Source organism: Kitasatospora sp. NPDC093679 (assembly GCF_040683455.1).
In the GTDB taxonomy this organism is placed as follows: domain Bacteria; phylum Actinomycetota; class Actinomycetes; order Streptomycetales; family Streptomycetaceae; genus Kitasatospora; species Kitasatospora arboriphila.
Window position 1 is genome coordinate 45035 of record NZ_JBFBDW010000031.1, and the last position, 21976, is coordinate 67010.

Below are 21976 nucleotides of genomic sequence, written 5' to 3' on the forward strand. Positions count from 1 at the left end.
CGGGCAGCAGCCTGCCCGTCTTGGTCAGGGCATCTCAGGCTAAATCCGGCACAGCGGACAGGGGCCACCGGAGCGGGCCGGCCGGGCCGCGGCGCACGGCCCGTGCCCGGGCGAACACCGGGACGGCGGACGGCCGGGCCGCCCGCGGCGGAGTGGTCGAGGTGCGGGCCGGCGGTTCGCCCACCCGGGTGGCCGGGGTACCGCAGGGGGGTACCCCGGCGCGCCCGCAAGGGGCTGCGGGGCCTGCGGCGGCCCGGACCGGCGCCCGGGCCGCCGCGTGGCCGCCGGTCAGGCGAGGCAGCGCAGCGGGGCTCCGCCGTTGCAGGTGATCATGTCGCGGAGTACGGGCGGGATCGCCAGGCGCTCGCCGCGGACGCCCCCGGCGAGGTCGTGGTAGGCGCGGTGCAGGTTGGCCACCAGCCGCTCCGACTCGGGCAGGTCGGCGAACTCGCCGAGGTCGGCGTCCTGGGCGACCTGCAGCGGGGTGAGCCCGGCGGCCCGGCCCTCCTGGGCGAGCCGCAGGACGAGGCGCAGGTAGCGGAGGTTGGCGGCGATGACGGAGGCGTCCTGGACGGGGCCGTGGCCGCTGACGACCACGGCGGGGTCGAGCGCGGCGAGTTGCTCCAGGGTCTCGATGCAGCCGGTCACCGAGCCCATCATCACGAAGGGGGTCGTCCCGCTGAAGGTGAGGTCGCCGGCGAACAGCACCCGCGTGTCGGGCAGCCAGACCACGAGGTCGCCGGTGGTGTGGGCGGGGCCGTAGTGGACGAGTTCCACCGGGCGGTCGTCGAGGTGGAGGGTGAGCCGGTCCCGGAAGGTCACGTCGGGCTCCATCGGCCGTACGGCACCCCACTGCACCTCGGGCCAGATCACCGGCAGGTTGAGGCCGTCGAGCAGGTTGGCGGAGCGCGCCTCCTCGTGGGCGATGACGGTGGCCTGCGGCGTGAACAGGCTGGCCCCGTAGTGGTGGTCGCCGTGGTGGTGGGTGATGACGACCCGGGTGACGGGGTGCGGGGTGAGCTCGGCCACCGCTGCCTTGAGGCCGAGGGCGCGGCGCTCGGTCGCGGTGCAGTCGACGAGGGTGGTGGAGCGGCGTCCGGCGAGTACGCCGGCGTTGCTGACGCACCATCCGCTGTGCGACTGGAGGTAGGCGTGGACGCCGTCCTCGATCTCCACGAGGCGTGCGGTGTCCTGGGACAGGTCGTGCGGTGCGTGCGGCATGGGCCCCCCGGCTGGCTGGCCGCCGCTGCCGGTCGGTCGCGGCGGCGATCAAACGTTGACCGGCCATTGTGTCCGCGCCCGCACCGCATCAAGCTATGACCTGCATCACAGCTTGTCGGATCATATGATTCATCGGTCGTCCTCGAAGGGGGCCCCTCCGGCGGCCGGTCCGGCTCAGCCGGAGCCCTCCGCCGCGGCGGCCTCCGCGACCCGGCCACCCACCCAGGCCAGGAAAGCCCGCACATCGGCCGCAGGCAGCGGGCGGGCCTCGGCGCGGGGCCGGTCGAAACTCTCCAGCGCCGCACCGACCAGCGCACGGAAGCCCTCCTCGGCCGCGGCGACCTCCCGCCCGGCCCGGCGCTTGGACAGCCAGTGCCCGGTCCGGCAGAACTCCGCGGCGCGGCAGCCGTTCAGCACCCGGTTGTCCGCCAAGTGACCCTCGCCCTCGGCGTGTTCACGCACCGAGGCGGCGAGCGCGGCGAGCACCTCGGCCCGCGCCGGAGCGGCGATCGCCTCCGCCGCCGGTCGGCCGAACAGCGCCAGGCCCGACCCGTGGGCGACGGCACGGTCGACGGTGTACCAGAACGCCGTCGCCCCGGCGGGGTCGAAGCTCGCCCGGTCGGGCAGCAGCGGGCCGGTGTTGAGGTCCAGCAGGTACCCGGCCCCGCCGGACGGCCGGCGCACGGAGTCCTCGCCGTAGACCACCAGTTCCAGCCCGGCCGCCGGACACGGCAGCCCCGGGTGCGCCAGCACGGCGGCCAGCTCCCGCAGCGCCGCGGCCGGCAGCGCGGGATCCACCACCACGGCGACGTCCACGTCGCTGCGCCCGTGCCGGTAGTCCCCGAGCGCGACCGACCCGACCGCGTACACGCCGATCAGCCGCGGCCCGCACACCGCCCGGGTGCGGCGCACCAGTTCGTCGAGGTAGGGCCGCAGCTCGGCCGGGACGCCCCGGCCGTCGGAAGGATCCGTCATCCGCCCAGTCTCCCCCGCCGGGTGTGCAATCCAGGGGCGCGTGGGGGCACCTGGCGTGACCACCCACGCGCCTTGAAGATGCCTCCTACCGCTCGGCCTCGGCGGCGAGGCGGTCGCCGAGGGCGGCGAGGACTCCGGCGGCCTCCGGCAGTCCGGCGCGTTCGCAGCGGCGGACGCCCTCGGCCAGCCGGGCGCGGGCGGCGTCGGTGCGGCCGAGGCTGCGGCCCTCGATCAGGGCCGCCATCCGCAGGGCCTCGGCGCGCGGCTCCTCGCCGTCCGCGCCGCCGGCCTCGTGGGCGGCGACGGCCGCCTCCGCGGCGGCCAGACCCTCCTCGGCCCGGTCGGTGAAGGCGTAGCAGCGGGCCCGCTCGTAGTGGCCGAGACCGCGCTGGTACCAGGAGGTGACGGGATGGCCGTCGGCCTCGGCGCCCGCGACGACCTCGTCGGCCTCGTCGAGCCGGGCCAGCGCCTCGTCCAGGCCGTCCTCGCCGCGGGCCTGCACGGTGAGCCGGGCCAGCTGTTGCAGCATGCCGCAGACCTGGTCGGCGCGGGGCGCGACCGCGTGCGCGGCGAGGGCGCGGGTGCGGGCGGTGTCGGCGGCCTCCCAGCGGCCGGCCTCGGCGAGGGCGACGGTGGCCTCGCAGGCGACCATGGTGTGGATGTCCTGGCCGTCCTCCCAGCCGGCCGCCTCGTCGGCGAGCAGCAGGTAGTGCTCGGCGGCCTCCCGGTACTCCTCCAGCCCGAGCAGGCCGCGGGCCAGGTCGAGCCGGACCTGCGCCCGGGCCCGCCCGTCGAAGCCGTCCGCGCCGGTCTCCAGCAGCAGCGACTCCAGGACGGCGACCGCGTCGCCGGGCCGGCCGCTGTCACGCAGCACCGAGGCGAGCTGCATCCGGGCGCCCGCCGCGTCCTCCGCCTCGCCGGCGCGGTCGAAGCGGTCGGCGGCCTCGGTGAGCGCGCGGACGGCACCGGCCGCGTCGCCGGTGTGCTCGCAGGCGTGGCCGAGCATCGCGTAGGTCGGGCCGTACGGGAAGGAGGTGTCGTGCCAACGGACGGCCTCGGCGACCGCCCGCTGCAGGACCTCGGCCGCGCGGGCGTGCTCGCCGGTCATCAGCTCGATCTGGCCGAGCAGTCCGAGCGGGCGGGGGGTGCGCCAGGGCAGCCCGTCCCGCTCCAACTGATCGATCGAGGTCTCCAGTCCCTCGCGCGCCTCGGCCATCCGGCCCTGCCGGGCGGCGATGTCGGCGGCGTACTGGCGGGCGGCGGCGATGCGCAGCGGCAGGCCGAGTTCGGTGGCCCCGGTGCGGTAGGCGTCGAGCAGCCGGTCGAAGCGGGCGGCCACCTCGGCGGGCGGTTCCGGCAGGGCGGCGACCAGTTCCTGGTAGGCGGCGAAGGTGAGGCTGTGCACCACGGCCAGCCGGTCCTCGGCGGCGTCCCCGCCCCGTCCCTCGCCGGTCCGCGGGGCCGCGGCGGCGAGTTCGTCGGCGCGGCGCAGCGCCTCGTCGAGCGCGGGCCAGTCGGGGGCGGCGCCGTCCTCCTCGCCGAGGTGGGCGACGGCGGCGCGGGTGCGCATCACCAGGGCGCGGATCGGCAGTCCGGCGCTCTCGTACAGCTCGGCGGCGGTGAGGAGTTCGGTGCGGGCGGTCTGCCAGTCGTCGGCCTCGAAGGCGTTCTGGGCGCGGTGGTCGGCGAGGTTGCCCTGCAGCCGTTCCGCGGGGCCGAGTTCCGGGTGGTCCGGGTGGACGTGGTCGTCGGTGGCGACGACGGTGGTGATCCGGGCCCACAGCGCGTCGGCGTCGGGGTGGTCGGTCCGGTCGAGTTCGCGGGCGCGCAGCACCAGGGCGACGAAGTCCTCGGGGACGGGCTCGGCCGTGGGCCGGACCACCGGGGCGGCGGCCGGCGCGGGCACCCGGCCGGCCGCCCGCACGCCGAGGGCGAGCGGCCGGTCGAGCAGCGGGGTGCGGGCGAGACGGGCCCGGCGGCGGTCGCCGACCGCGGTGGTGCCGTTTCGGGCGTCGAAGCGGGCGGCCGACTGTTCGGCCTCGGCCGCGACGTGGGCGTGCAGCGTGTCGACCGTCCAGTTCCGCCCGGCGGGGCCGGCGGCGGGCAGGTCGCCGTGGCCGAGGGCGGCGAGCCGGGCGGTGAGCACCTCGACGCCGACGAGGAAGCCAAGCCGGGCCAGCGGGTCGCCGTGCCCGTCGAAGAGGCCGCGGTTCTCCGCGAGGATCTCCAGACCGCGCGGTTCGTTGCCCGAGAGCGCGCAGAACTCCAGGTGCAGGCCGATCTGGCTCGCCGTGCTGGACTTGCCGCGGGCACCGCGGTAGCCGACCAGGTGGCTGGAGCGGGCCTCGTCGAGCCGGCCCTCGCGCAGCAGCGGCAGCAGGGCCCAGGCGTGGCTGGTCCACGGCTCCTCGGAGCAGGTGCTCTCGCCGCCGAGCACGGGCTGCCACTCCCGCAGGGCGCGGGCGTCGTCGCCGCGGGCGGCGTGGTGGCGGGCCCGGGCGCGGATCTCGCAGGCGGTGCAGTCGCTCATCTGCGAGCGGGGCCGGGTCGCCCACAGGTCGAAGGCGTCGTCGGCGGCGTCACCGGTGTGCGCGGCGAGGTGGTACCGCTGCGCGTAGTACGGCTGCAGGCCGTGGTCGGCGGCGGTGTAGCGGCTGCGCATCTCGTCGTGCCAGCGCCGGATCGCGTCCAGCGGCACGTCCGGGGTGGAGAGCAGCGCGGAGGCGACCCACTTGAAGCGCCAGAACACCTGGAGGCGGGCCCACTCGTTGAAGTCGTCGGGGTGGGTGTCCCAGAGCTTGAGGATCCGGGCGAAGACGACGGGGGCCTTGCGGGCCTCGCCGTCGTACTCGTAGGCCTCCATCAGGTCCATCAGGGCGAGCACCTGCAGCTCGCGGTGGTCGGGGAACTGCTCGGCGGCCTCGGCGAGTTCCTCGGCGGTGACGGTGCGCGAACGGCCGTAGGGGCGGGCGTCGTTGGCGCGCAGCGCCTCGGTGAGCGCCTCGGGGGTGTCCGTCATCAGGACTCCTTCTGCGGGTCGGCAGCCTCGCGGCCGAGCATGGCGTGGTCGAGCAGTCCGAGGAACGACCGGTTGAGCAGGGCGCTCTCGCCCGCGGTCAGCGGGCGGCGGGTGAGCAGCACGGCCTGCCCGTAGAGGGCCTCGGCGGCGATCACCGCGAGCTCCTTGCCGGTGATGGTGGCGGCGCGGCGCACCAGCGGGTTGAGGTGGTTGAGGACGAGCTGTGCGCGCGGCACCTCGGCGCGCAGCGAGCCGAGGATGTCCGCCCACAGGCCGTCGGCCTCGTCGGCGAGGCGGGCCCGGGTGCGCTCGTGCCGGGCCTCGCGGTTGTCGAGCAGCAGGGCGGGCGCGCTGGCGGGGTGGAAGCTGCGCAGCGCGACGTCGCAGTCGAAGCGGCCGACGACCTCGCGGGCGGTGGCGAGGAAGGCGGCGGCGGCGAGTTCGGCGGACGGGTCGACGGTGTCGAGGTGGGCGGTGACGGTGCCCGGGTCGAGGTCGGCGACGGAGGTGCCGGGCCGGATCTCGGGCAGCCGGTGCACGAGGTCGCTGTCGTAGGTGTAGCCGCCGTTGACGACGCCGAGGCCGGCGGCGCCGGCGATCGGCGCGACCTGGCGGAACTCCTCGACGGTGCGGGCGACCAGGATCACCGGGTGGGCGCGGGCGAACTCGTCGAGGGTGACGTTGCCGTCGGTGGTCTCGAAGGGCAGCCAGGGCAGCAGCATCCGCAGCAGCTCGTCGTCGTAGCGGGCGAGCGCCTTGACGGCCAGGTGGTGGACGCCGATGAACCGGTGCAGCAGCGCCGGGTCGCTGGCGGACAGGCCGGTGAGCCAGTCGCGGATCCGGGCGCCGCAGGCCTCGCGGACGGCGGCGAGCGTCTCGTCGGCGTACAGGCCCTCGCGGGAGGCGGTGGGGCGCAGGCCGTCGGCGTCGACGACGCAGCGGACGAAGAACGCCCAGTCCGGCAGCAGGTCGTCGGCCTGGTCGGAGACCAGCATGCCCTTGAGGTGGACGCGGTGGCCGGCCCGGCGCGAGGGCGGCGCGGCGTCGGGCAGCACGTAGGCGGCGCCGCGCAGGCCGACCAGCGGCAGGTCGAGCTCGATGGTGTCGAGCGGGGTGAAGTCGAAGGTGTCCCGGCAGTAGGCGGTCAGCGCCTCGCGGCGGGCGAGCGGGGAGCCGTGCCGGACGTCCCAGGGTGCGGGGGCGTCGATCCGGGTGGCGGTGCCGCGGGCGTCGGTGACGGTGACCTCGTGGCGCAGCAGGCTGCCGTAGTGGCGGGCGAGTTCGACGACCTGGTCGTGGCGGGTCCACCGGGCGGCGTCGGGGCGCGGGGTGAGGTGCACGGTGGTGCCGGGCTCGGGCTTCGCCGACGCGGGCAGGGTGGTGATGGTGTAGCGGCCGTCGGAGTGGCCGCGCCACTCGACGACGGGGGCGTCGGGGCTCTTGGCGGAGCGGCTGACGACGGTGATCTCGTCGGCGACGACGAAGCAGGCGAGCAGGCCGATGCCGAACTGGCCGATGAAGTCGCTGCGGGCCGCCGCCAGGCCGGAGTTGTCGAGGCCGCCGTCGGCGGTGCGCTTGGAGCTGCGGCCGATGGTGGCGAGGAAGGTGTGCACGTCGGCCTCGGTGAGGCCGATGCCGGTGTCGGTGACGGTCAGGTCGCCGTCGGCCCGGACGGTGATCCGGGCGGGGGCGGACGGGTCGGCGGCGCGGCGGGCGGAGATGGCGTCGACCGCGTTCTGCAGCAGCTCGCGCAGGTACACCCGGGGGCTGGAGTAGAGGTGGTGGGAGAGCAGGTCCACCAGGCCGCGCAGGTCGACCTGAAAGGTGTGCGCGGTCGGCGTGGCGGCGCCGGGGCCGGCGCCGCCGGCGGCGGCGGTCTTCGGGTCGCGGGGGGTGCTGTCGGTTGACACCGGGTCGGGGCTCTTTCGGTTCGGCGGCGGTGGGATCGGGGGCCTGCGGCGGGTGCCGGCGGCGCGGGTCGGCGGCCGGGTCGGCGGCGCGGGTCAGCGGCCGGCGCGGGCGGCGGCCGTCCGGCAGGTCCGGAAGGCCTGGGCGGGGTCGGCGTCGAGGTAGGCCCAGGGGAACTCGGTCACCGTGTCGCCGAGCTCGCCGAACAGCAGGTTCGCCGTCGCCGGCTGCCCCGCCATCGAGAAGGCCATCGCGAAGGTGTTGTGCGCGCTGCGCCAACCGCGCCCGCGGACGTACGCCGGGTGCAGCACGGACCGCTCGGCGGCCTCGTGCAGCTGGTCCCTGACGGCCTGCCGGGTGATGTACGCACGGTCGTCACCGCTGTCGAGGTCGAGCCAGTGCTCGACGTGGGCGAGCGCGACCAGTTCGCCGAGCGGGCTGCCCTCCGGCGCGGCGAGCATCGCCGTCCGGGCGAAGTCGTGCATCTCCTCGTGCGAGCCGCCCCACTTGCGGCAGAGCTGCTGCAGCCGCTGGCGGTGCGAGCCGAGGTGGTCGGGGCGGCGGCGCAGCGCGGCCTCGAAGCGGTGCCGGGCGACGTCCGGGCCGAGGGAGGCGCCGCGGGCGCTGATCTGCAGGAAGTACCAGGGTGCGAGCCAGGTGGGCTCGCGCTCGGCGACGGCGTACAGCAGTTCCTCGGCCTGCTCCAGCCGCTCCCCGAACAGCTGCCACTGCTCGCGGCTGACGTGCTGGGCGCGGGCTGCCGTCCGTGCCTCCCACGCCCAGGAGACCTGGCGGGCGCCGGCGAGCAGCAGCGGCAGGGCCGAGTCCGGCTCGGCGGCGACCGCCTCGGCCAGCCGGCTCTCGCTGCCGGTGGTCTCGGCGAGCTGGGCGATCAGCCACGTCAGGTCCGCCTCGTCCTCGACGGTGCCGAGGCCGGCGCGGACCGCCTGCCAGTCGCCGGCGGCGGCCAGGGCCTGCAAGCCGCGGAGCTCCTCCTCGCCGTAGGCCGGGTCGACCGCGGGCCCGGCTCCCCCGCCGCCGGACCGGCGTCCCAGCAGCCGTCCGAGAATCGACATGGCGGCAGCCCCCTCCGTGCCGCCGGCCCCGTCCGGCCGCGGCACACGTTCGTGTCCACAGGTGCTTCTGCACAGGTGAGTGGGCCGTGTACGACGATCACTCGAACGGAGTACATATCACGTGGGGGCGACAGCACGGCAGTCCATTACCGGCGGCGATCGGACCATGGCCGTCCGCTCGGGTCGGACGGGCCGCTCGGGCCGGGGCCGCCGAGGTCGGACGGCCCGGGCACCGCGGCGCGTGGCCGGACGGCGGCCGACCGGCCCGTGGGACGGCTCGGTGGCGGCCCGTCAGCGGCCGGAGGGGCGGCGGCCCGGGCGGGTGCGGCGCAGCAGGGCCGCGAGCCGACCGGGCCTGCGCCGGGGGCGGCCGGGCTGCGGGCGGAGGGGCCCGGTGCCCGTCCCGGCGTCTCCCCGGGGCGCGCCCGGGAGGGCCACGGGTGCCCGGCGCTCGGCCTGCGCGAGGATCTCGACATGGGTGTCGCGCCCGCTCGGGTGGTACGCCTCCTCGTAGGCCGCGACGGCGGCCCGGACGGCCGCGCCGGCGAGTCCACGGCGGCGGACGAGGACGGCGAGCCCGCCGAAACACCCCATCAGCACGGCCAGCACCACGGCGGTCAGCAGGTACGGAACGAGGGCGGCCACGGGCCCGAGGCTATCGGGGCGGCTGTGCTCCCCGCCGGGCCTCCGAGGGCGACCGCAGCGCCGCCATGGGCTCCCGCAGCGCCTCCGCGCGACGGACGACCTCCTGGAGCCGGTCCGCCGTGAGGTGCCGCACCGCCCACAGCAGCTCGGCCACCCCGGCCGCCGCCGGGTCGGGGGCGGGCCCGTGCCTGGTCCTCGCAGGGCCAGGCTGCGACCGCCGCCGCCCGGCCATAATCGGCGGCATGAGCACTGCGACCGGCCTCAACGAGTTCCTGCGCAGCCGGCGGGCCCGGCTGCGGCCTCAGGACGTCGCCCTGCCCGAGTACGGGGGCGCCCGCCGGGTCGCCGGGCTGCGCCGCGAGGAGATCGCCCTGCTCGCGGGCGTCAGCGTGGACTACTACACGCGGATGGAACAGGGACGGGTGCCCAACCCGTCGGCCTCGGTGCTCGACTCCCTCGCCCGCGCGCTACGGCTGGACGAGGACGAGACCCGGCACCTGCACCAGCTCGCCCGGCCGCGGCGCGGCGGCGCTGCGGCCGGCCACCCGCCGCGGCCGCAGCTCGTCCGGCCGATGCTGCGCCGGATGCTCGACCGGCTCGACGACTTCCCGGCCTTGGTGATGGGCCGGCGGATGGACGTGCTGGCCTGGAACCCGGCCGCAGGCGCCCTGCTCGGGGACTACGGCGCGCTCGACCCGGCCGAGCGGAACATCGCCCGGATCACCTTCCTCGCCCCGTCGTCCCGCGAGCTGTTCGCGGACTGGGCCGACTGCGCCCGCGAGAACGTCGCCTACCTCCACCTGGAGGCGGGACGGCACCCCGACGACCCGGTGCTCGCCCGGCTGATCGGTGAACTGTCCATGCGCAGCCAGGACTTCCGCCGGATGTGGGCCGAACACCCCGTCCGGGACAAGACCGCGGGCACGAAGCGGTTCCGCCATCCGCTGGTGGGCGAGCTCGAACTCGCCTACGAGACGCTGCGCGCGGCCGACGACCCCGACCAGGCGCTCATCACCTACGCCGCCGAACCGGGCTCCGCGTCGGAGGACGCCCTGCGGATGCTGCTCGCCTGGTCCGCCCCGGCACCCCGCGAGGAAGACCCCGGCCCGGCGCGGGCCGCCGGAGCGGACGGACGGGGCGTCAGTGGGGCCCACTAGCCTCTCGATCATGGAGAACCGGACGGAACGGCACGGCAACGGCGGGAACGCGGCGGCGGAGGCCGCGCCGGGCTCGCGGCCCGCGACCGGGCCGCGCTGGAGCGGCTGGTTCGCGCTGACGGCCCCCGGCGTCGGGCACGGGGTGTTCCCCGGGGTCCTGTCGATCTGACGGCCGGCGGAGTCGGCGGACCTGCCGGGCCGCCGCTGCCGGGACGGCGTCGACCGCCGTCCCGAACTCCCGCTCCGGTGGCAGCGGTCCGCGACCGCAGGTCCCGATGACGAGCCGGCCCGGAACGGCGGAGCAGGGCGCTGCTCAGAGGCCGCGGGCGACGGCGGCGAGGACGGTCTCGACCGCGAATCCGGCCTCCTCGGCCGGGAGGTCGCGCAGCGGCCCGTCGACCAGCAGGGCGGAGAGGCCGTGCACGGCGGACCAGGCCGCGTACTCCGCGCCGGGCCGCCGGTCCGGCGGGAGCTCCCCGACCTGGACGAGCTCGTCGAGGCGGGCGGCGAGCAGGGTGTAGGGGTCGGTGCGGCCGGCCTCCGGGTCCGTCAGGGCGTGCTTGGCTCCGTGCGCGGTGGCGCCGGAGAAGGCGGTGCGGAACCAGCCGTGCTCGGTGCGGGCGAAGTCGACGTAGGCCCGGCCGATGGCCGCCAGTCTGGCCCAGGCGCGCGGAACGGGATCGTCGTCGGCGACCTCGGCCGTGCGCCGCACCATCAGCAGGCCCAGCTGCTCCATGCAGCGGACGGCGACGGCGGCCAGCAGGTCCTGGTGGTCGGCGAAGTGCCGGTAGGCGGCGTTGTGGGAGACGCCGGCCTCCCGGCTGACGGCGCGCAGCACCACGGCCGAGGGGCCGCCGGTGCGGGCGAGGGCCACTCCGGCGTCGATCAGCGCCTCGCGCAGATTTCCGTGGTGATATGTCCGATTCTCCAAGGTTTCACCGCTTTCCCAGCTAGATGTTGACATTGTCCACTTCGGGTGGAAACGTGTCAATCACCGCATGTTGTCACTGTCAACATGCATGGCGGATGGAGCCACCGATGCCCGCCCTCACCCCTCGCCGTCGTCTCCTCGTGCTGGCCACGGTCTGTCTCGCGGCGTTCGCGATCAACCTCGACACGACGATCGTGAACGTCGCCCTGCCCGACCTCAGCCGGCAGCTCGACGCCACCACCCGCGACCTGCAGTGGGTGGTGGACGGCTACAACCTCGCCTTCGCCGCGCTGGTGCTCAGCGCCGGCTCGCTCGGCGACCGGTTCGGTCGCCGGCCCGCCCTGTTGCTCGGACTCGCCGGGTTCGCCGCGACCAGCACCGTCGGCAGTGCCGTCGGATCGCCCGGCGCGCTGGTGGCGGTCCGGTTCGCGATGGGCGCCTGTGCCGCGCTCATCTTCCCGACCACCCTGTCGATCATCACCAACACCTTCCCCGACCGCCGCTCCCGGGCCAAGGCGGTCGGCGTGTGGGGTGCCGTCACCGGTCTCGGCGTCGCGGTCGGCCCGGTGGTCGGCGGCGTGCTGCTGGCGCACTTCGGCTGGCCCTCGGTGTTCCTCGCGCTGGTGCCGGTCGCCCTCCTCGCGCTGGTCGCCGCCTGGCTCTGGGTACCGGAGTCCAGCGACCCCGGCTCGGCCCGCCTCGACCTGCCCGGGCTCGCCGCCTCCTCGGCCGCCATCGGCGTCCTGGTCTACACGATCATCGAGGCGCCGGAGCGCGGCTGGGGCGCACCCGCCACCCTGGCCGGGTTCGCCGCCACGGCCGTGCTCACCGCGGCCTTCGTCCGGATCGAACGCGGCCGCGCCCACCCGATGATCGACCTGTCGCTCTTCCGCACCCCGGCCTTCTCGGCCGCCAGCGGCTCGGTCACCCTCGCGTTCTTCGCCCTCTTCGGCTTCATCTTCCTGGTGACCCAGTACTTCCAGTTCATCCGCGGGTACGGCACGCTCTCCACCGGCGTCCGCATCCTGCCGGTGGCCCTGACCATCGCGGTCGGCTCGCTCGGCGGTGTCGCCCTGGTCGCCCGGCTCGGCACCCGCGCCGTGGTCACCACGGGCCTCGTCCTGCTGGGCGTCTCCTTCGCCTGGATCGCCGCCTCGCCGGCCTTCGTGTCGTACGAGCGGATCGTGGGCCAGATGGTGCTGATCGGCCTCGGCCTCGGGCTCACCACCGCACCGGCCACCGAGTCGATCCTGAGCGTGCTGCCGCCGGCCAAGGCCGGTGTCGGCTCCGCCGTCAACGACGCCACCCGCGAGGCGGGCGGCACCCTCGGCGTGGCCGTCCTCGGCTCCGTCTTCACCTCGCTCTACGCGAGCCGGCTCGCCGACACCGCCTTCTCCGGACTTCCGTCCCGGACGGCCGCGGCGGCCGAGGACTCCGTCGCCTCCGCACTCGGCACGGCCTCGGGCCTCGGCCGGGCCGACCTGCTGACCGCCGTGCAGACCTCCTTCATGGACGCCTTCCACCTCGCCTGCCTGGTGGCCGCGGCGATCTGCCTCGTCGGCGCGGTCGGCGCCGGACTGGCGCTGCCCGGTCGGCTCCCCGTCCGGCCCGGCGGGCCGGCCGGCGGGCACGGGACGGCGGACGGCGACCGCACCGGCCCCACGGACCGCGGTGCCACCGCCCCGGCACGGACGGCCCCGGCCGCCCCGGCCGCCCCGCCGCGCCGCACCGCCGCCTGGGCCCGCGGGCGGACCGCCTGAGTACGGCACGCCCGGACCCTCAGCGCGCCGCCCGTGCGCGGAAGGACGGAACCACCCGGAAGCCGTGGTGCCCCTTCCCGCCGGGCGGCCTCAGTGGCAAGATCATGTGGCGTGACCCGAGTTCGCGCGGCCGACCCCGCGGCCTGCCCGGCGTGCTCGTCCCCGGTGGCCGACGACCCGCGCTTCACCTCCTGGTGCCCCTCCTGCGAGTGGAACCTCGACCCCTCCCCCGCGCCCGCCCCGGCCGCCTCCGCCCGCGAACGGCGGCGCACCGACCGCCGCCGGCGCAAGGAGGAGGCAGCCCGCCGCACCGTGCGGGGCCGGGTCGAGCGGGTCTACACGGCGGTCGCCGCCGACCGCCCGGCCGTCCGCGACCCGGCCTGGCTCGGCGCCAACGCCCTCGCCGGCGCCGTCCACCTCACCACCCTCGCCCTGGCCGTCTGTGCCGCCGGCCTGCTGATCGCGGCCCCCACCTGGCCCCTGCGGGTGCTCGGACTGTTCGCCGCCGCGCTCGTCCTCTCGCTCCGCCCGCGACTCGGACGGCTGCCGCGCGACACCGCCCGGCTGTACCGCGGTGACGCCCCCGGGCTGTTCGCCCTGACCGACCGGGTGGCACGGGCCCTCGGCGGCAGACCGGTGGACGTCATACTGGTCACCGAGGACTTCAACGCGGGATTCGGACGGATCGGCCTGCGGCGGCGCCACGTGCTGCGGCTCGGCCTCCCGCTGTGGGCGGTGCTGGACCCCGGGCAGCGGCTGGCCCTGCTCGGCCACGAGCTCGGGCACCAGGTCAACGCCGACAGCCGCCGCGGACTGTGGCTGCGGTCCGCGCTCGCCGCCCTCGACGAGTGGGAGGAGCTGACCCGGCCCGCCCTGTACCGGCAGTCCTTCGGCACCTTCGTGGAGCTGGCGGCCTCGGCGCTCCTGCAACTGCTGCTGCGCCCGGTCAACCTCGTGGCCCGGGCGCTGCTGGACCTGCTCGACCGGCTCACGCTGCGCACCGGCCAGGCCGCCGAGTACCGCGCCGACCGGCTCGCCGCCGACCTCGCCGGCACCGGGGCGAGCCTCGGGCTGCTGCGGACCCTGATGCTCCGGCGGACGGTCGACACCACCCTGCTGCGGATGCGGGCCGACCGGGCCCGACGGGCCCGCCGCGCCGGCACCGACCCGACACCCGCCGCCGGACCGTGGGAGGAGCTCTCGGCCCAGCTCGCCGACGTACCGGCGCTGGAACGCGAACGGCTGCTGAGGCTCTCCGCCCGCGAATTCGGCACCGTCGACCGCTCGCACCCGCCGACCCACCTGAGGCTCGCCATGCTCGAAGCCCGGCCGCCCGCCGCCGGTCGGCTCCGGGCCGATGCGGCGGACTGGCCCGCGATCGACGCCGAACTCGCGCCCGCCGCCCGCAAGGTCGCGGCCGACCTCGAGATCGGCCGCTGACCACCGACCGCGCCGCTGCCGACCCGCCGTCCCTGACCCGCCCACGACCACGCCACCCGGGCCCGGGGCCGCCGACACCTCGGCCGGGAAGGTCCGTCCGTCAGCGGCTCACCGTGCGGGACGCGGGTAGCGGCGGCCGGCGCGCATCGCCGCGCGGACCTCGGCCGCTCGGCGGGCCTGCTCCTCGGGTTCGAGGCGGCGGCCGGCGGGTTCCTCGTCCGGGGCCACGTCGATGACGGTGTTGTTGGGCCGGCACCACGGGCACACCCGGGACTCGTCCGGCAGCCAGCCGTCCTCGCAGCCGAGCGGGCAGGTCGGCGCGGCCACCAGGTCGAGGGCGATGTCGTCGGCCCGCTGCAGCAGTTCCGGCGCGGTCAGCTGCGCGTACCGCTCCCACCAGCGGCGCTCCATGCGGTCCCGCAACCGGGTGGCCGGCGTGCCCTCGGCGAGTTGCCGGGCGATGTCCTGGCGCACGGTGTGCGGCAGGCCGCCCCGCTGGTCGAGGGCTCGCATCAGCGGGCCCGGCACGGCGGCCGCGGCCCACACGGCCGGATCCTGGCCGCGGGCCGGGAAGGCGCTGCTCATGGCTGTCCTCCGGCGTCGGTCGGTTCGGTCCCAGTGAATCCCGCCGGGGCTGCGCAGCGCAACGTCGCCCTCACAGGTGCACCCGGACCGCGCGGAAGCCGCTCCAGGGGGGTGCCGCCGCTGCCGACCACCCCCGAACCGCCACGTCGGCCCACGGAGCACACCGGACGACGGTGCACCGGGGCCGCGGGGTGACGGGGACGCGGCTCCGCCCGGTGTGTGGACGCCGCGCCGCGCCCACCCCGGCGGGAAGGAGCATGCAGGAGTGGACGGGCGGACGAACGGCGCACGACGCCCCGGCCCGCGCCCTCGCCGTGCACCGCGCGCCGCGGCGAGGGCGGTCGAACGGGGACGGGGCACGAACGGAGCCGGGCAGGGGCGGGGACCTGCCGGTCCACCGGGCCGGACGGCGTGCTTGTGCGTAGCGGACGGCGCCCGGTGGGCAGGCTCCGGGCGACAACCGCCGCCGGACCCGCTGGAGAACCCGCCCGTGACCCCGCTCCTCCCCGACCCCGCGCCCGCCGTCCACGCAGAAGCCCTGATCCGCAACGACCGGGGGCAGGTCCTGCTCGTCCGCGCGGGCGACGGCGGCACCTGGGCGCTGCCCGGCGGCCCGGTCGCGGACGAGGAACCCGCGCTCGCGCTCCTGCGCGTCCTCGCGGAGCGGTTCGGCGGATCCGCCGAGACCGGCCGGCTGCTGGCCGTGGACACCGAGTCACCGGCGGCGGGTCGGCGCACCCGTCTGGTGTTCCTCCACGCCGTGCATGCCGTCGACGGCGACGGGTGGGTGCTGCCGAGCACCGCCGCGTTCCGCCCCGAGCACGAGGCCGTGGCCCTGCTCGCGCCACCGGCGGCACGGCGGCTCGCGGCCGCGGTCGACGCCCAGCGCGGGGCGCACACCGCGGTGCTGCGCGACGGCCACCGGACGCCGATAGGGCCGCGCGACCACTACGCCCAGCTGCCGGCGCCGATGGCGGCGGCCACCGCGCTGGTCACCGACACCTCCGGGCGGGTGCTCGTCCTGCACCCCGGCTACAAGGACCACCTGGAGCTCCCGGGCGGGATGGTCGAGGCGCACGAGGACCCGGGGCAGGCCGCCGCACGGGAGCTGATGGAGGAGCTGTCCCTGGACGTGCCCGTCGGACGGCTGCTGGTGGTGGACACCACGCCGGCCTCCGCGACCAGGCACGGCCGGGCACTGGCCTGCTTCGTCTTCGACACCGCGCCGCTGACACCGGAGCAGGCCGAGGGGCTGGTCTTCGCCGACGGGGAGATCAGGGCGGCGAACTGGCTGCCTCCGGAGGAAGCCGTCCGACGGCTGCCGCCGTTCCTCGGGGCCCGGGTGTCCGCCGCCCTGCAGGCGCGCGAGGCCGGCACCGTCGTCCATCTGGAGGCCGGGCGTCCGGCCCGCCGGGCCTGAGCCCGTCCGGCCGGGCCCGGCGGGCCGCAGGTGGTGTGCCGGGTCGGGTCAGCTGCGGGCGGGGGCGAGCGGGAGGCGGGTGCGGAAGACGGTGGTGCCCGGGGCGGGGGCGAGGGTGAGGTCGCCGCCGTGGTGGCGGGCGATGTCGCGGGCTATCGGCAGGCCGAGTCCGGCGCCGCCGTGGTCGCGGCTGCGGGCGTCGTCGAGCCGGGTGAACCGTTCGAAGATCCGCTCGCGGTCCTCGGGTGCGACCTCGGGGCCGTCGTTGGCGACCTCCAGAACGGCGTACCCGGCGCCGTCCTCGCGGTGGACGCGGACGGTGACGTCCCGGTCGGCGTGCCGCTGCGCGTTGTCGAGCAGGTTGGTCAGCAGCCGGCCGAGCCACAGCCTGCTGCCGACCACCGCGACGCCGTCCGGCAGGTCGAGGCCGACGGGGTGCCGGTCACCGGCCCGGGCCCGCACGGTGCCCGCCACCAGTTCGGCGAGGTCGACCGGATCGAGGGGGTCGAAGGAGTCGGCGGCGCGCTCGGGCCCGGCGGAGTCGAGCCGGGCCAGCAGCAGCAGGTCGGTGGCGAGGGCCTGCAGCCGGTCGGTGTCCTCCAGGGCGCCTTCGAGCAGGGTGGTGCGCACCTCGGGATCGGGGTGGGCCAGCGCGACCTCCAGCTGGGTGCGCAGCACGGCCAGCGGGCTGCGCAGCTCGTGCGAGGCGTCCGCGATGAAGCGGCGCTGGCGTGCGCCGGCGGCCTCCAGCCGCGCCAGCATGGCGTTCATGGTGCCCGCCAGCCGGGCGATCTCGTCGTCGGCGGCCGGCACGGGGACCCGGAGGTCCAGGTGCCGGTCGCCGATGGCGGCGACGCCCGCGCGGATCGCCTCCACCGGGGCGAGCGCGCGGCCGGTGGTGCGCCAGGTGAGGACCCCGACGGTGAGCAGCAGCAGCGGGCAGAGGACGAGGAGTGCGCCGGCGGCGACGTGCTGGGCGGTGTCGACGGTGCGCAGCGAGGAGCCGACGTGCACGATGACCGGGCCGGACGGGGTGGTGGCGGTGATGGTGGCGACCCGCTGCCGGTGCTCCTCGCCGAACGGCCGCAGGTCGAAGGTGGTGTGGCCGTCGGGACCGCCGACGGGGGTGACGGCCGGGCGGCCCGCCAGGTTCTGGCTGGCGGCCAGCACCCGGCCGTTCTCGTCGACGACCTGGACGAAGTCGGTGCCGTGGTCGAGCGGGAGCAGCGGGGTGAGCCGGGCGTCCGCGGCCAGCCGGGCGACGGCGACGGCCTGTTCGCGGGCGCCGCTCTCGACGCTGCGTTCGAGGTTGGCGTGCAGCAGGCCGAGGAGTGCGGTGGAGGCCACGAGCAGGGCGGCGCCGACGGTGGTGCAGGCGGCGAGGGTGGTCCGGGCGCGCACCGAACGCGGGGCGAGGCGCGCCACCAGGCGGCCGGCCCGGCCGCGGAGGCGCTTGCGGGGGCGGGGGCGGGTGGGGCAGGCCACCGGTCCGGCGGACTGCGGCACTTGCGTGGGCGGCACCGGGGTGTGCGGCACACGGGACTGCGGCACCGGGGTGTGCGGCACCGGGGGCGTCGGCTCAGCCACCGTCGGCCGCCAGTCGGTAGCCGGCGCCCCGCACGGTCTGCAGGGCGGCCCGCCCGAACGGGGTGTCGATCTTGCGGCGCAGGGCGCTGATGTGGACCTCGACGATGTTCGGGTCGCCGTCCGGTCCGGACTCCCAGACCTCGTCGAGGATCTCCCGTTTGGTCACCACCTCGCCGGCCCGCCGGGCGAGGTGGTCGAGGACGGCGAACTCGCGGGCGGTGAGCCGGACGGGGGTGCCGGCCCGGGTGCAGGTGCGTCCGGCGGCGTCGACCACCAGGTCGCCGAGGACGGTCGCGCGGGGTGCCCGGCTGCCGATGCGCCGGGCGAGGGCCCGCAGCCGGGCGACCAGGACGACGTAGGAGAACGGCTTGGACAGGAAGTCGTCGGCGCCGGTGTCCAGCGCTTCGGCCTCGTCCCACTCGCCGTCCTTGGCGGTCAGCATGAGGATGCCCGCGTCGTGGCCGGCGGCGCGCAGCAGCGAGCAGACCCGGTAGCCGTTGAGGCCGGGCAGCATGATGTCCAGCACGATCACGTCGTAGGGCTGCTCGGCGGCGCGGGCGAGGCCGGTGACGCCGTCGTGGGCGACGTCCACCGTGAAGCCCTCGGCCGTCAGGCCGTGCCGCAGCGCCGCGGCCAGCCGCCGTTCGTCCTCCACCACCAGTACCCGCATGCGCTACAGGGTGACAGGTGGTCCCGGCGGCTCCCTGAAGGGGTCTTCAGGTTCTTCAGCGGCGCTTCAGGAACGGTGCCGCATGCTGGCCGCCGCCGTACCGGCCGGGCGAGGGCCCGCGGGGTGCGGCGACACCGTGCGGAGACGAGCGATGAGGAGAGCGGCCGATGAGCGAGCCTGTGGGCCCGGCGGAGCCGGGTGCGGAGACCGGCAAGGTGCCGGGGGCGGTCGGTCCGGGCGGTCGGCGGACGACCGTCGGGCGGTGGGTGCGCGGGCGGACGGCCCGCTGGGTCGGGGTCGGTGCGGCCGTGGTCGTGCTGGGTGGTGCCGCGGCGGCCGCCGTCCACCATGCGGAGGAGCACCACGGCTCCCGGGTCGCCTTCCGGGACGGCGAGCCCGTCGGGCCCGTCGGTGGCAAGCAGCGGGTCGTCCGTGGTGAGGACGGGCGGCGGATCGTGATCGAGCAGCGGACGGCGGGCCGCCCGGCGGTGGGCGACCCGGCGGAGGCCGGCCCGTCGGACGGCAGGGCGATACCGCACCTCGCCCCCGCACCGCTGCCCGAGCTCGCCGCGGGCGACGCGGTGGCGAAGGCCGCCGCGGCCGTGCCCGGCGGCAAGGTCGAGTCGCTGCGCCCGGCCGACCGGCAGGGCGGCGGCCGCAGCTGGCAGGCGGTGGTGGTCGGCACGGACGGTGTCCGGCACCTGGTCACCGTGGACGGCACAAGCGGCGCCGTGACCGGCAACTCCGTGGTGGACGGGCCGACCGGCTGACCTGCGGTCGCACCGCCCGTCCGGGCCCGGTGCGGCAGCCCCCTCCGGGCGGGCCGCCGTACCGGGCCCGTCGTGTCCGGCCCGTCGTGTCCGGCCCGTCGTTGTACCGGGCCGTCGCCTCGCCGTGCGGTCAGCCGCGGAAGGCCGCCGACCGCTCGGGCGAGGCCTCGGACAGGGCCTTCTCCACCTGCGCCACGCCGCCGCGGAGCCCGTACACCGGGGTGCCGGGCTGCTGGCGCCAGGACTCGTCGATGGTGCCGGCGTCCACGGTGTCGAAGCCGAGCTCGTCGATGAGGGCGCGGACCAGCTCCTTGGCCGCCGGGTCGTCGCCGGCCACCGGCAGGGCGATGCGCTCCGGGTCGCCCTGGGGGCGCGGCGCGTCCAGCAGGTCCTGGGCGTAGGTGCCGTTGAACGCCTTGACGACGGGGTGGCCGAGCTGTCGGCTCGTCCAGCGGCTCTCCGTCAGCCCGTCCTCGATCCCGGCGATCCGGCCGTCCCGCTGCTGCGGGTAGTAGTTGCCGGTGTCGATCACCACGAAGCCGTCGGCGGCGCCGTCGAACAACCCGGCCGGCAGGTCCGGCACGCGCTTCAGCGGGACGGTCACCACGACCACCTGCGCGCCGAGCGCGGCCTCCGTCGCCGCGACGGGAGTCGCCCCCGTCTCCTCGGCGAGCGCCGTCAACGACTGCGGGCCGCGCGAGTTGGCCACCCGCACCTCGTGGCCGAGGGCCGTGAGCCGACGGGTGAGGTTGCCGCCGATGTTCCCGGCCCCGATGATGCCGATCTTCATAACACCCTCCTCGGTACGCCGGCGGCCCTGCGGCCGCCCGTGGTACCCGAACCGGCCGAATCCCCGTGCTATTTCCGGGAACCGCCGCCGGGCCGGGAATTCACCCGGTGGAGTGATGTTCTGATGACCGCTCAGCCATGAGGCCGACCGCCGTCAGCAGGGCAGCGGGGCGAAGCCGCCGGTTTCCCGGTCGTACGCCTCGACCGTGCCGGAGGCGATGTCGTAGACCCAGCCGTGCAGGGTCAGCGCCCGCCGGTCCAGCGCCTCGGCGACGACCGGGTGGGTGCGCAGCCGGTCGAGCTGGGCGACGACGTTGGCCCGCACCACGGCGGCCACCCGGTCCTCGACCGGGGCGTCCGCGGCGCCGGGGTCCGCCTCGGCGGCGACGCCCGCACCGTGCCGCAGCCAGGCGGCGACCGACGGCAGGCGGTCGAGGCCCTCTCCGGTGACGAGCGCGGTCATCGCCCCGCAGCCAAAGTGCCCGCAGACCACGACGTCGCCCACGCCCAGCACGCCGACCGCGTACTCGATGCTGGCGGCGATCCCGTCCGCGCCGGCCGGGTGCGGGGGCACCAGGTTGCCGGCCGTCCGGACGACGAAGAGCTCCCCGGGCTCGCTCTGGGTGATCAGCTCGGGCACCACCCGGCTGTCCGAGCATCCGACGAAGAGCGTGCCGGGCCGGTGCCGGACGGCCAGGTCCGCGAAGAGCGCGGCCCGCGGGGGAAAGGCCTCGCGGCGGAAGCGCCGCAGCCCGTCGGTGATCTGCTGCATGGCGTCGACTCTGCCCGACCAGCGGGTATAGCGTCCAAGACGGAGATTCCATGACTCCCATCGACCACATCTATGATCAGGCCATGGAACTGCGCCACCTGCGCTACCTGCTCGCCGTGGCGGAGCACGGGAGCTTCACCCGGGCCGCCGAGGCCCTGCACCTCTCCCAGCCGACGCTCTCGCACCAGGTCCGGCAGCTCGAACGGTCGCTCGGCGTGGAGCTGCTCGACCGCACCGGCCGGCGGGTGCGGCCCACCGACGCCGGCGAGGCGTACCTGCGGCACGCCCGGCTGGCCTTGCGCGAACTCGCGACCGCCGAGCGCGCGGTGCAGGACGTGCAGGACCTGTCGCGCGGCACGCTGCGGCTGGCCACCACGCCGACCTTCAGCGCCTACCTGACCGGACCGCTGGTCGCGGCCTTCCACGCCGCGCACCCGGGGATCGTCCTGGACGTCCGGGAGGTCCCGCAGGACCGGATCGAGGCCGAGCTCGCCGAGGACGCGCTCGACCTGGGCATCGCCTTCGGCGGCACCCACCGTCCGGGGATCGCCGCGCAGCCGCTCTTCCCGGAGGGCCTGGTGCTGGCCGTCGGCCCGGCCCATCCGCTCGCCGGGCGGCGGGAGCCGCTGCCCGCGGCCGAGCTGGCCGGGCACCCGCTCGCCCTGCTCAGCGGCGGTTTCGCCACCCGGCGCCACCTGGACGCCTACGCCGCCGAGAACGGCCTCGCGCTGGCGGCCGCGGTGGAGGCGGCCTCGATCGCGGTGATCGCCGACCTGGTCGCCGCGGGCGCCCTGGCCAGCGTGCTGCCGGACCGGGCCGTCCGGCAGTACCCGGACCTCTCCGAGGTGCCCACCGATCCGCCGCTGCCCACCCGTACGGTCGTGCTGCTCCACCGCGAGAGCGCCTACCGCAGCGCCGCGCTCCGCGCCTTCACCGCGGCCGCGCTCGCCCACGTCCCGGGCGGCGGCGACCCGGCCGACTGACGCGGCGGGTCCGCGGCACGCATGATCGGGCCGGGCCGGGGCAGCCGGAGCGGTGCACAGTCCGTCACCGTGAGAGGAGAACGCGCATGCTCGCCGTCGTCCTGGTCCTGCTGCTCGCGCTGCTGCTGTTCGGCCTGGGGTTCGCGCTCAAGGCACTGTGGTGGATCGCCGTGATCGTCCTGGCGGTGTGGCTGGTCGGCTTCGTCGCCCGCGGCACCACGACAGGCGGTTCGCGGGCCCGCTGGTACCGCTGGTAGTCCCGGCCGCC

The 21976-nt window shown here is 76.5% G+C and carries 20 protein-coding genes; 8 read left to right on the plus strand and 12 right to left on the minus strand.

What is annotated here, in order from left to right; translation table 11 throughout:
* Window positions 1-288: 288 nt before the first annotated feature.
* From AB0O09_RS24220 to AB0O09_RS24245, 6 genes are all read right to left on the minus strand, one after another.
* On the minus strand, window positions 289-1221 hold the full coding sequence (locus AB0O09_RS24220; RefSeq protein ID WP_363544328.1) for an MBL fold metallo-hydrolase: 933 nt from the start codon (window positions 1219-1221) through the stop codon (window positions 289-291).
* A 174-nt stretch (window positions 1222-1395) separates the two neighbouring features.
* Complete coding sequence (locus tag AB0O09_RS24225) at window positions 1396-2196, minus strand: nucleotidyltransferase domain-containing protein (protein WP_363544329.1); 801 nt, start codon at window positions 2194-2196, stop codon at window positions 1396-1398.
* Between the two features lie 85 nt (window positions 2197-2281).
* A complete protein-coding gene (locus tag AB0O09_RS24230) occupies window positions 2282-5215 on the minus strand; it encodes a hypothetical protein (protein ID WP_363544331.1) in 2934 nt (977 codons plus the stop codon).
* Window positions 5215-7125: an HSP90 family protein gene (locus AB0O09_RS24235; protein WP_363544333.1), complete on the minus strand. Its 1911-nt coding sequence runs from the start codon at window positions 7123-7125 to the stop codon at window positions 5215-5217. Before AB0O09_RS24235 ends, AB0O09_RS24230 begins: the two co-directional genes overlap by 1 nt.
* Before the next feature lie 93 nt (window positions 7126-7218).
* Window positions 7219-8199: a hypothetical protein gene (locus tag AB0O09_RS24240; RefSeq protein WP_363544334.1), complete on the minus strand. Its 981-nt coding sequence runs from the start codon at window positions 8197-8199 to the stop codon at window positions 7219-7221.
* Between the two features lie 291 nt (window positions 8200-8490).
* On the minus strand, window positions 8491-8844 hold the full coding sequence (locus AB0O09_RS24245; RefSeq protein WP_363544335.1) for a hypothetical protein: 354 nt from the start codon (window positions 8842-8844) through the stop codon (window positions 8491-8493).
* Window positions 8845-9086: 242 nt separating this feature from the next.
* Between AB0O09_RS24245 and AB0O09_RS24250 the strand changes: the two genes are divergently transcribed.
* Together AB0O09_RS24250 and AB0O09_RS24255 are read left to right on the plus strand one after the other, a co-directional pair.
* Window positions 9087-10001, plus strand: coding sequence for a helix-turn-helix transcriptional regulator (locus AB0O09_RS24250; protein WP_363544337.1), 915 nt, complete (start codon window positions 9087-9089; stop codon window positions 9999-10001).
* Window positions 10002-10011: 10 nt separating this feature from the next.
* Window positions 10012-10170 carry a hypothetical protein gene (locus tag AB0O09_RS24255; RefSeq protein WP_363544339.1) on the plus strand — a complete coding sequence of 53 codons (159 nt, stop codon included), beginning with the start codon at window positions 10012-10014 and terminating at the stop codon, window positions 10168-10170.
* A 144-nt stretch (window positions 10171-10314) separates the two neighbouring features.
* On the opposite strand, the gene AB0O09_RS24260 is transcribed toward AB0O09_RS24255, so the two are convergent.
* Complete coding sequence (locus AB0O09_RS24260; protein ID WP_363544340.1) at window positions 10315-10932, minus strand: TetR/AcrR family transcriptional regulator; 618 nt, start codon at window positions 10930-10932, stop codon at window positions 10315-10317.
* A gap of 107 nt (window positions 10933-11039) precedes the next feature.
* On the opposite strand from AB0O09_RS24260, the gene AB0O09_RS24265 reads away from it, so the two are divergent.
* Both AB0O09_RS24265 and AB0O09_RS24270 read left to right on the plus strand, forming a co-directional pair.
* Window positions 11040-12692, plus strand: coding sequence for an MFS transporter (locus tag AB0O09_RS24265; RefSeq protein ID WP_363544342.1), 1653 nt, complete (start codon window positions 11040-11042; stop codon window positions 12690-12692).
* A gap of 111 nt (window positions 12693-12803) precedes the next feature.
* Window positions 12804-14132 (plus strand): M48 family metallopeptidase, encoded by a 1329-nt coding sequence (locus AB0O09_RS24270; protein ID WP_363544343.1) that lies wholly within the window; start codon window positions 12804-12806, stop codon window positions 14130-14132.
* 108 nt (window positions 14133-14240) lie between these two features.
* Here the strand turns inward: AB0O09_RS24270 and AB0O09_RS24275 are convergent, their stop codons facing one another.
* Window positions 14241-14717, minus strand: a complete 477-nt coding sequence (locus AB0O09_RS24275) for a hypothetical protein (RefSeq protein ID WP_344622411.1) — start codon at window positions 14715-14717, stop codon at window positions 14241-14243.
* Between the two features lie 490 nt (window positions 14718-15207).
* On the opposite strand from AB0O09_RS24275, the gene AB0O09_RS24280 reads away from it, so the two are divergent.
* The gene (locus tag AB0O09_RS24280; protein WP_363544345.1) at window positions 15208-16137 is read left to right on the plus strand and encodes an NUDIX domain-containing protein; all 930 of its coding nucleotides are present in this window, start codon (window positions 15208-15210) and stop codon (window positions 16135-16137) included.
* A gap of 48 nt (window positions 16138-16185) precedes the next feature.
* On the opposite strand, the gene AB0O09_RS24285 is transcribed toward AB0O09_RS24280, so the two are convergent.
* The gene (locus tag AB0O09_RS24285; RefSeq protein ID WP_363544347.1) at window positions 16186-17658 is read right to left on the minus strand and encodes a HAMP domain-containing sensor histidine kinase; all 1473 of its coding nucleotides are present in this window, start codon (window positions 17656-17658) and stop codon (window positions 16186-16188) included.
* A gap of 58 nt (window positions 17659-17716) precedes the next feature.
* Entirely contained in the window at window positions 17717-18394 is a 678-nt protein-coding gene (locus tag AB0O09_RS24290; protein WP_363544349.1) for a response regulator transcription factor, read from the minus strand.
* A gap of 167 nt (window positions 18395-18561) precedes the next feature.
* Between AB0O09_RS24290 and AB0O09_RS24295 the strand changes: the two genes are divergently transcribed.
* Window positions 18562-19164 (plus strand): hypothetical protein, encoded by a 603-nt coding sequence (locus tag AB0O09_RS24295; protein ID WP_363544351.1) that lies wholly within the window; start codon window positions 18562-18564, stop codon window positions 19162-19164.
* Window positions 19165-19294: 130 nt separating this feature from the next.
* Here the strand turns inward: AB0O09_RS24295 and AB0O09_RS24300 are convergent, their stop codons facing one another.
* Both AB0O09_RS24300 and AB0O09_RS24305 read right to left on the minus strand, forming a co-directional pair.
* Window positions 19295-20089, minus strand: a complete 795-nt coding sequence (locus AB0O09_RS24300; RefSeq protein WP_363544386.1) for an NAD(P)-binding domain-containing protein — start codon at window positions 20087-20089, stop codon at window positions 19295-19297.
* Between the two features lie 18 nt (window positions 20090-20107).
* Window positions 20108-20725, minus strand: a complete 618-nt coding sequence (locus tag AB0O09_RS24305) for a carbonic anhydrase (RefSeq protein WP_363544353.1) — start codon at window positions 20723-20725, stop codon at window positions 20108-20110.
* Window positions 20726-20775: 50 nt separating this feature from the next.
* On the opposite strand from AB0O09_RS24305, the gene cynR reads away from it, so the two are divergent.
* Together cynR and AB0O09_RS24315 are read left to right on the plus strand one after the other, a co-directional pair.
* Window positions 20776-21708: a transcriptional regulator CynR gene (gene cynR / locus AB0O09_RS24310; RefSeq protein WP_363544354.1), complete on the plus strand. Its 933-nt coding sequence runs from the start codon at window positions 20776-20778 to the stop codon at window positions 21706-21708.
* Window positions 21709-21794: 86 nt separating this feature from the next.
* Complete coding sequence (locus tag AB0O09_RS24315) at window positions 21795-21965, plus strand: hydrophobic protein (RefSeq protein WP_344622404.1); 171 nt, start codon at window positions 21795-21797, stop codon at window positions 21963-21965.
* Window positions 21966-21976 lie beyond the last annotated feature (11 nt).

Coding starts and splice junctions, on each gene's coding strand:
- AB0O09_RS24220 (WP_363544328.1), bottom strand. CDS start 1,221: ATGCCGCACGCACCGCACGACCTGTCCCAGGACACCGCACGCCTCGTG.
- AB0O09_RS24225 (WP_363544329.1), bottom strand. CDS start 2,196: ATGACGGATCCTTCCGACGGCCGGGGCGTCCCGGCCGAGCTGCGGCCC.
- AB0O09_RS24230 (WP_363544331.1), bottom strand. CDS start 5,215: ATGACGGACACCCCCGAGGCGCTCACCGAGGCGCTGCGCGCCAACGAC.
- AB0O09_RS24240 (WP_363544334.1), bottom strand. CDS start 8,199: ATGTCGATTCTCGGACGGCTGCTGGGACGCCGGTCCGGCGGCGGGGGA.
- AB0O09_RS24250 (WP_363544337.1), top strand. CDS start 9,087: ATGAGCACTGCGACCGGCCTCAACGAGTTCCTGCGCAGCCGGCGGGCC.
- AB0O09_RS24255 (WP_363544339.1), top strand. CDS start 10,012: ATGGAGAACCGGACGGAACGGCACGGCAACGGCGGGAACGCGGCGGCG.
- AB0O09_RS24265 (WP_363544342.1), top strand. CDS start 11,040: ATGCCCGCCCTCACCCCTCGCCGTCGTCTCCTCGTGCTGGCCACGGTC.
- AB0O09_RS24275 (WP_344622411.1), bottom strand. CDS start 14,717: ATGAGCAGCGCCTTCCCGGCCCGCGGCCAGGATCCGGCCGTGTGGGCC.
- AB0O09_RS24290 (WP_363544349.1), bottom strand. CDS start 18,394: ATGCGGGTACTGGTGGTGGAGGACGAACGGCGGCTGGCCGCGGCGCTG.
- AB0O09_RS24295 (WP_363544351.1), top strand. CDS start 18,562: ATGAGCGAGCCTGTGGGCCCGGCGGAGCCGGGTGCGGAGACCGGCAAG.
- AB0O09_RS24305 (WP_363544353.1), bottom strand. CDS start 20,725: ATGCAGCAGATCACCGACGGGCTGCGGCGCTTCCGCCGCGAGGCCTTT.
- cynR (WP_363544354.1), top strand. CDS start 20,776: ATGACTCCCATCGACCACATCTATGATCAGGCCATGGAACTGCGCCAC.
- AB0O09_RS24315 (WP_344622404.1), top strand. CDS start 21,795: ATGCTCGCCGTCGTCCTGGTCCTGCTGCTCGCGCTGCTGCTGTTCGGC.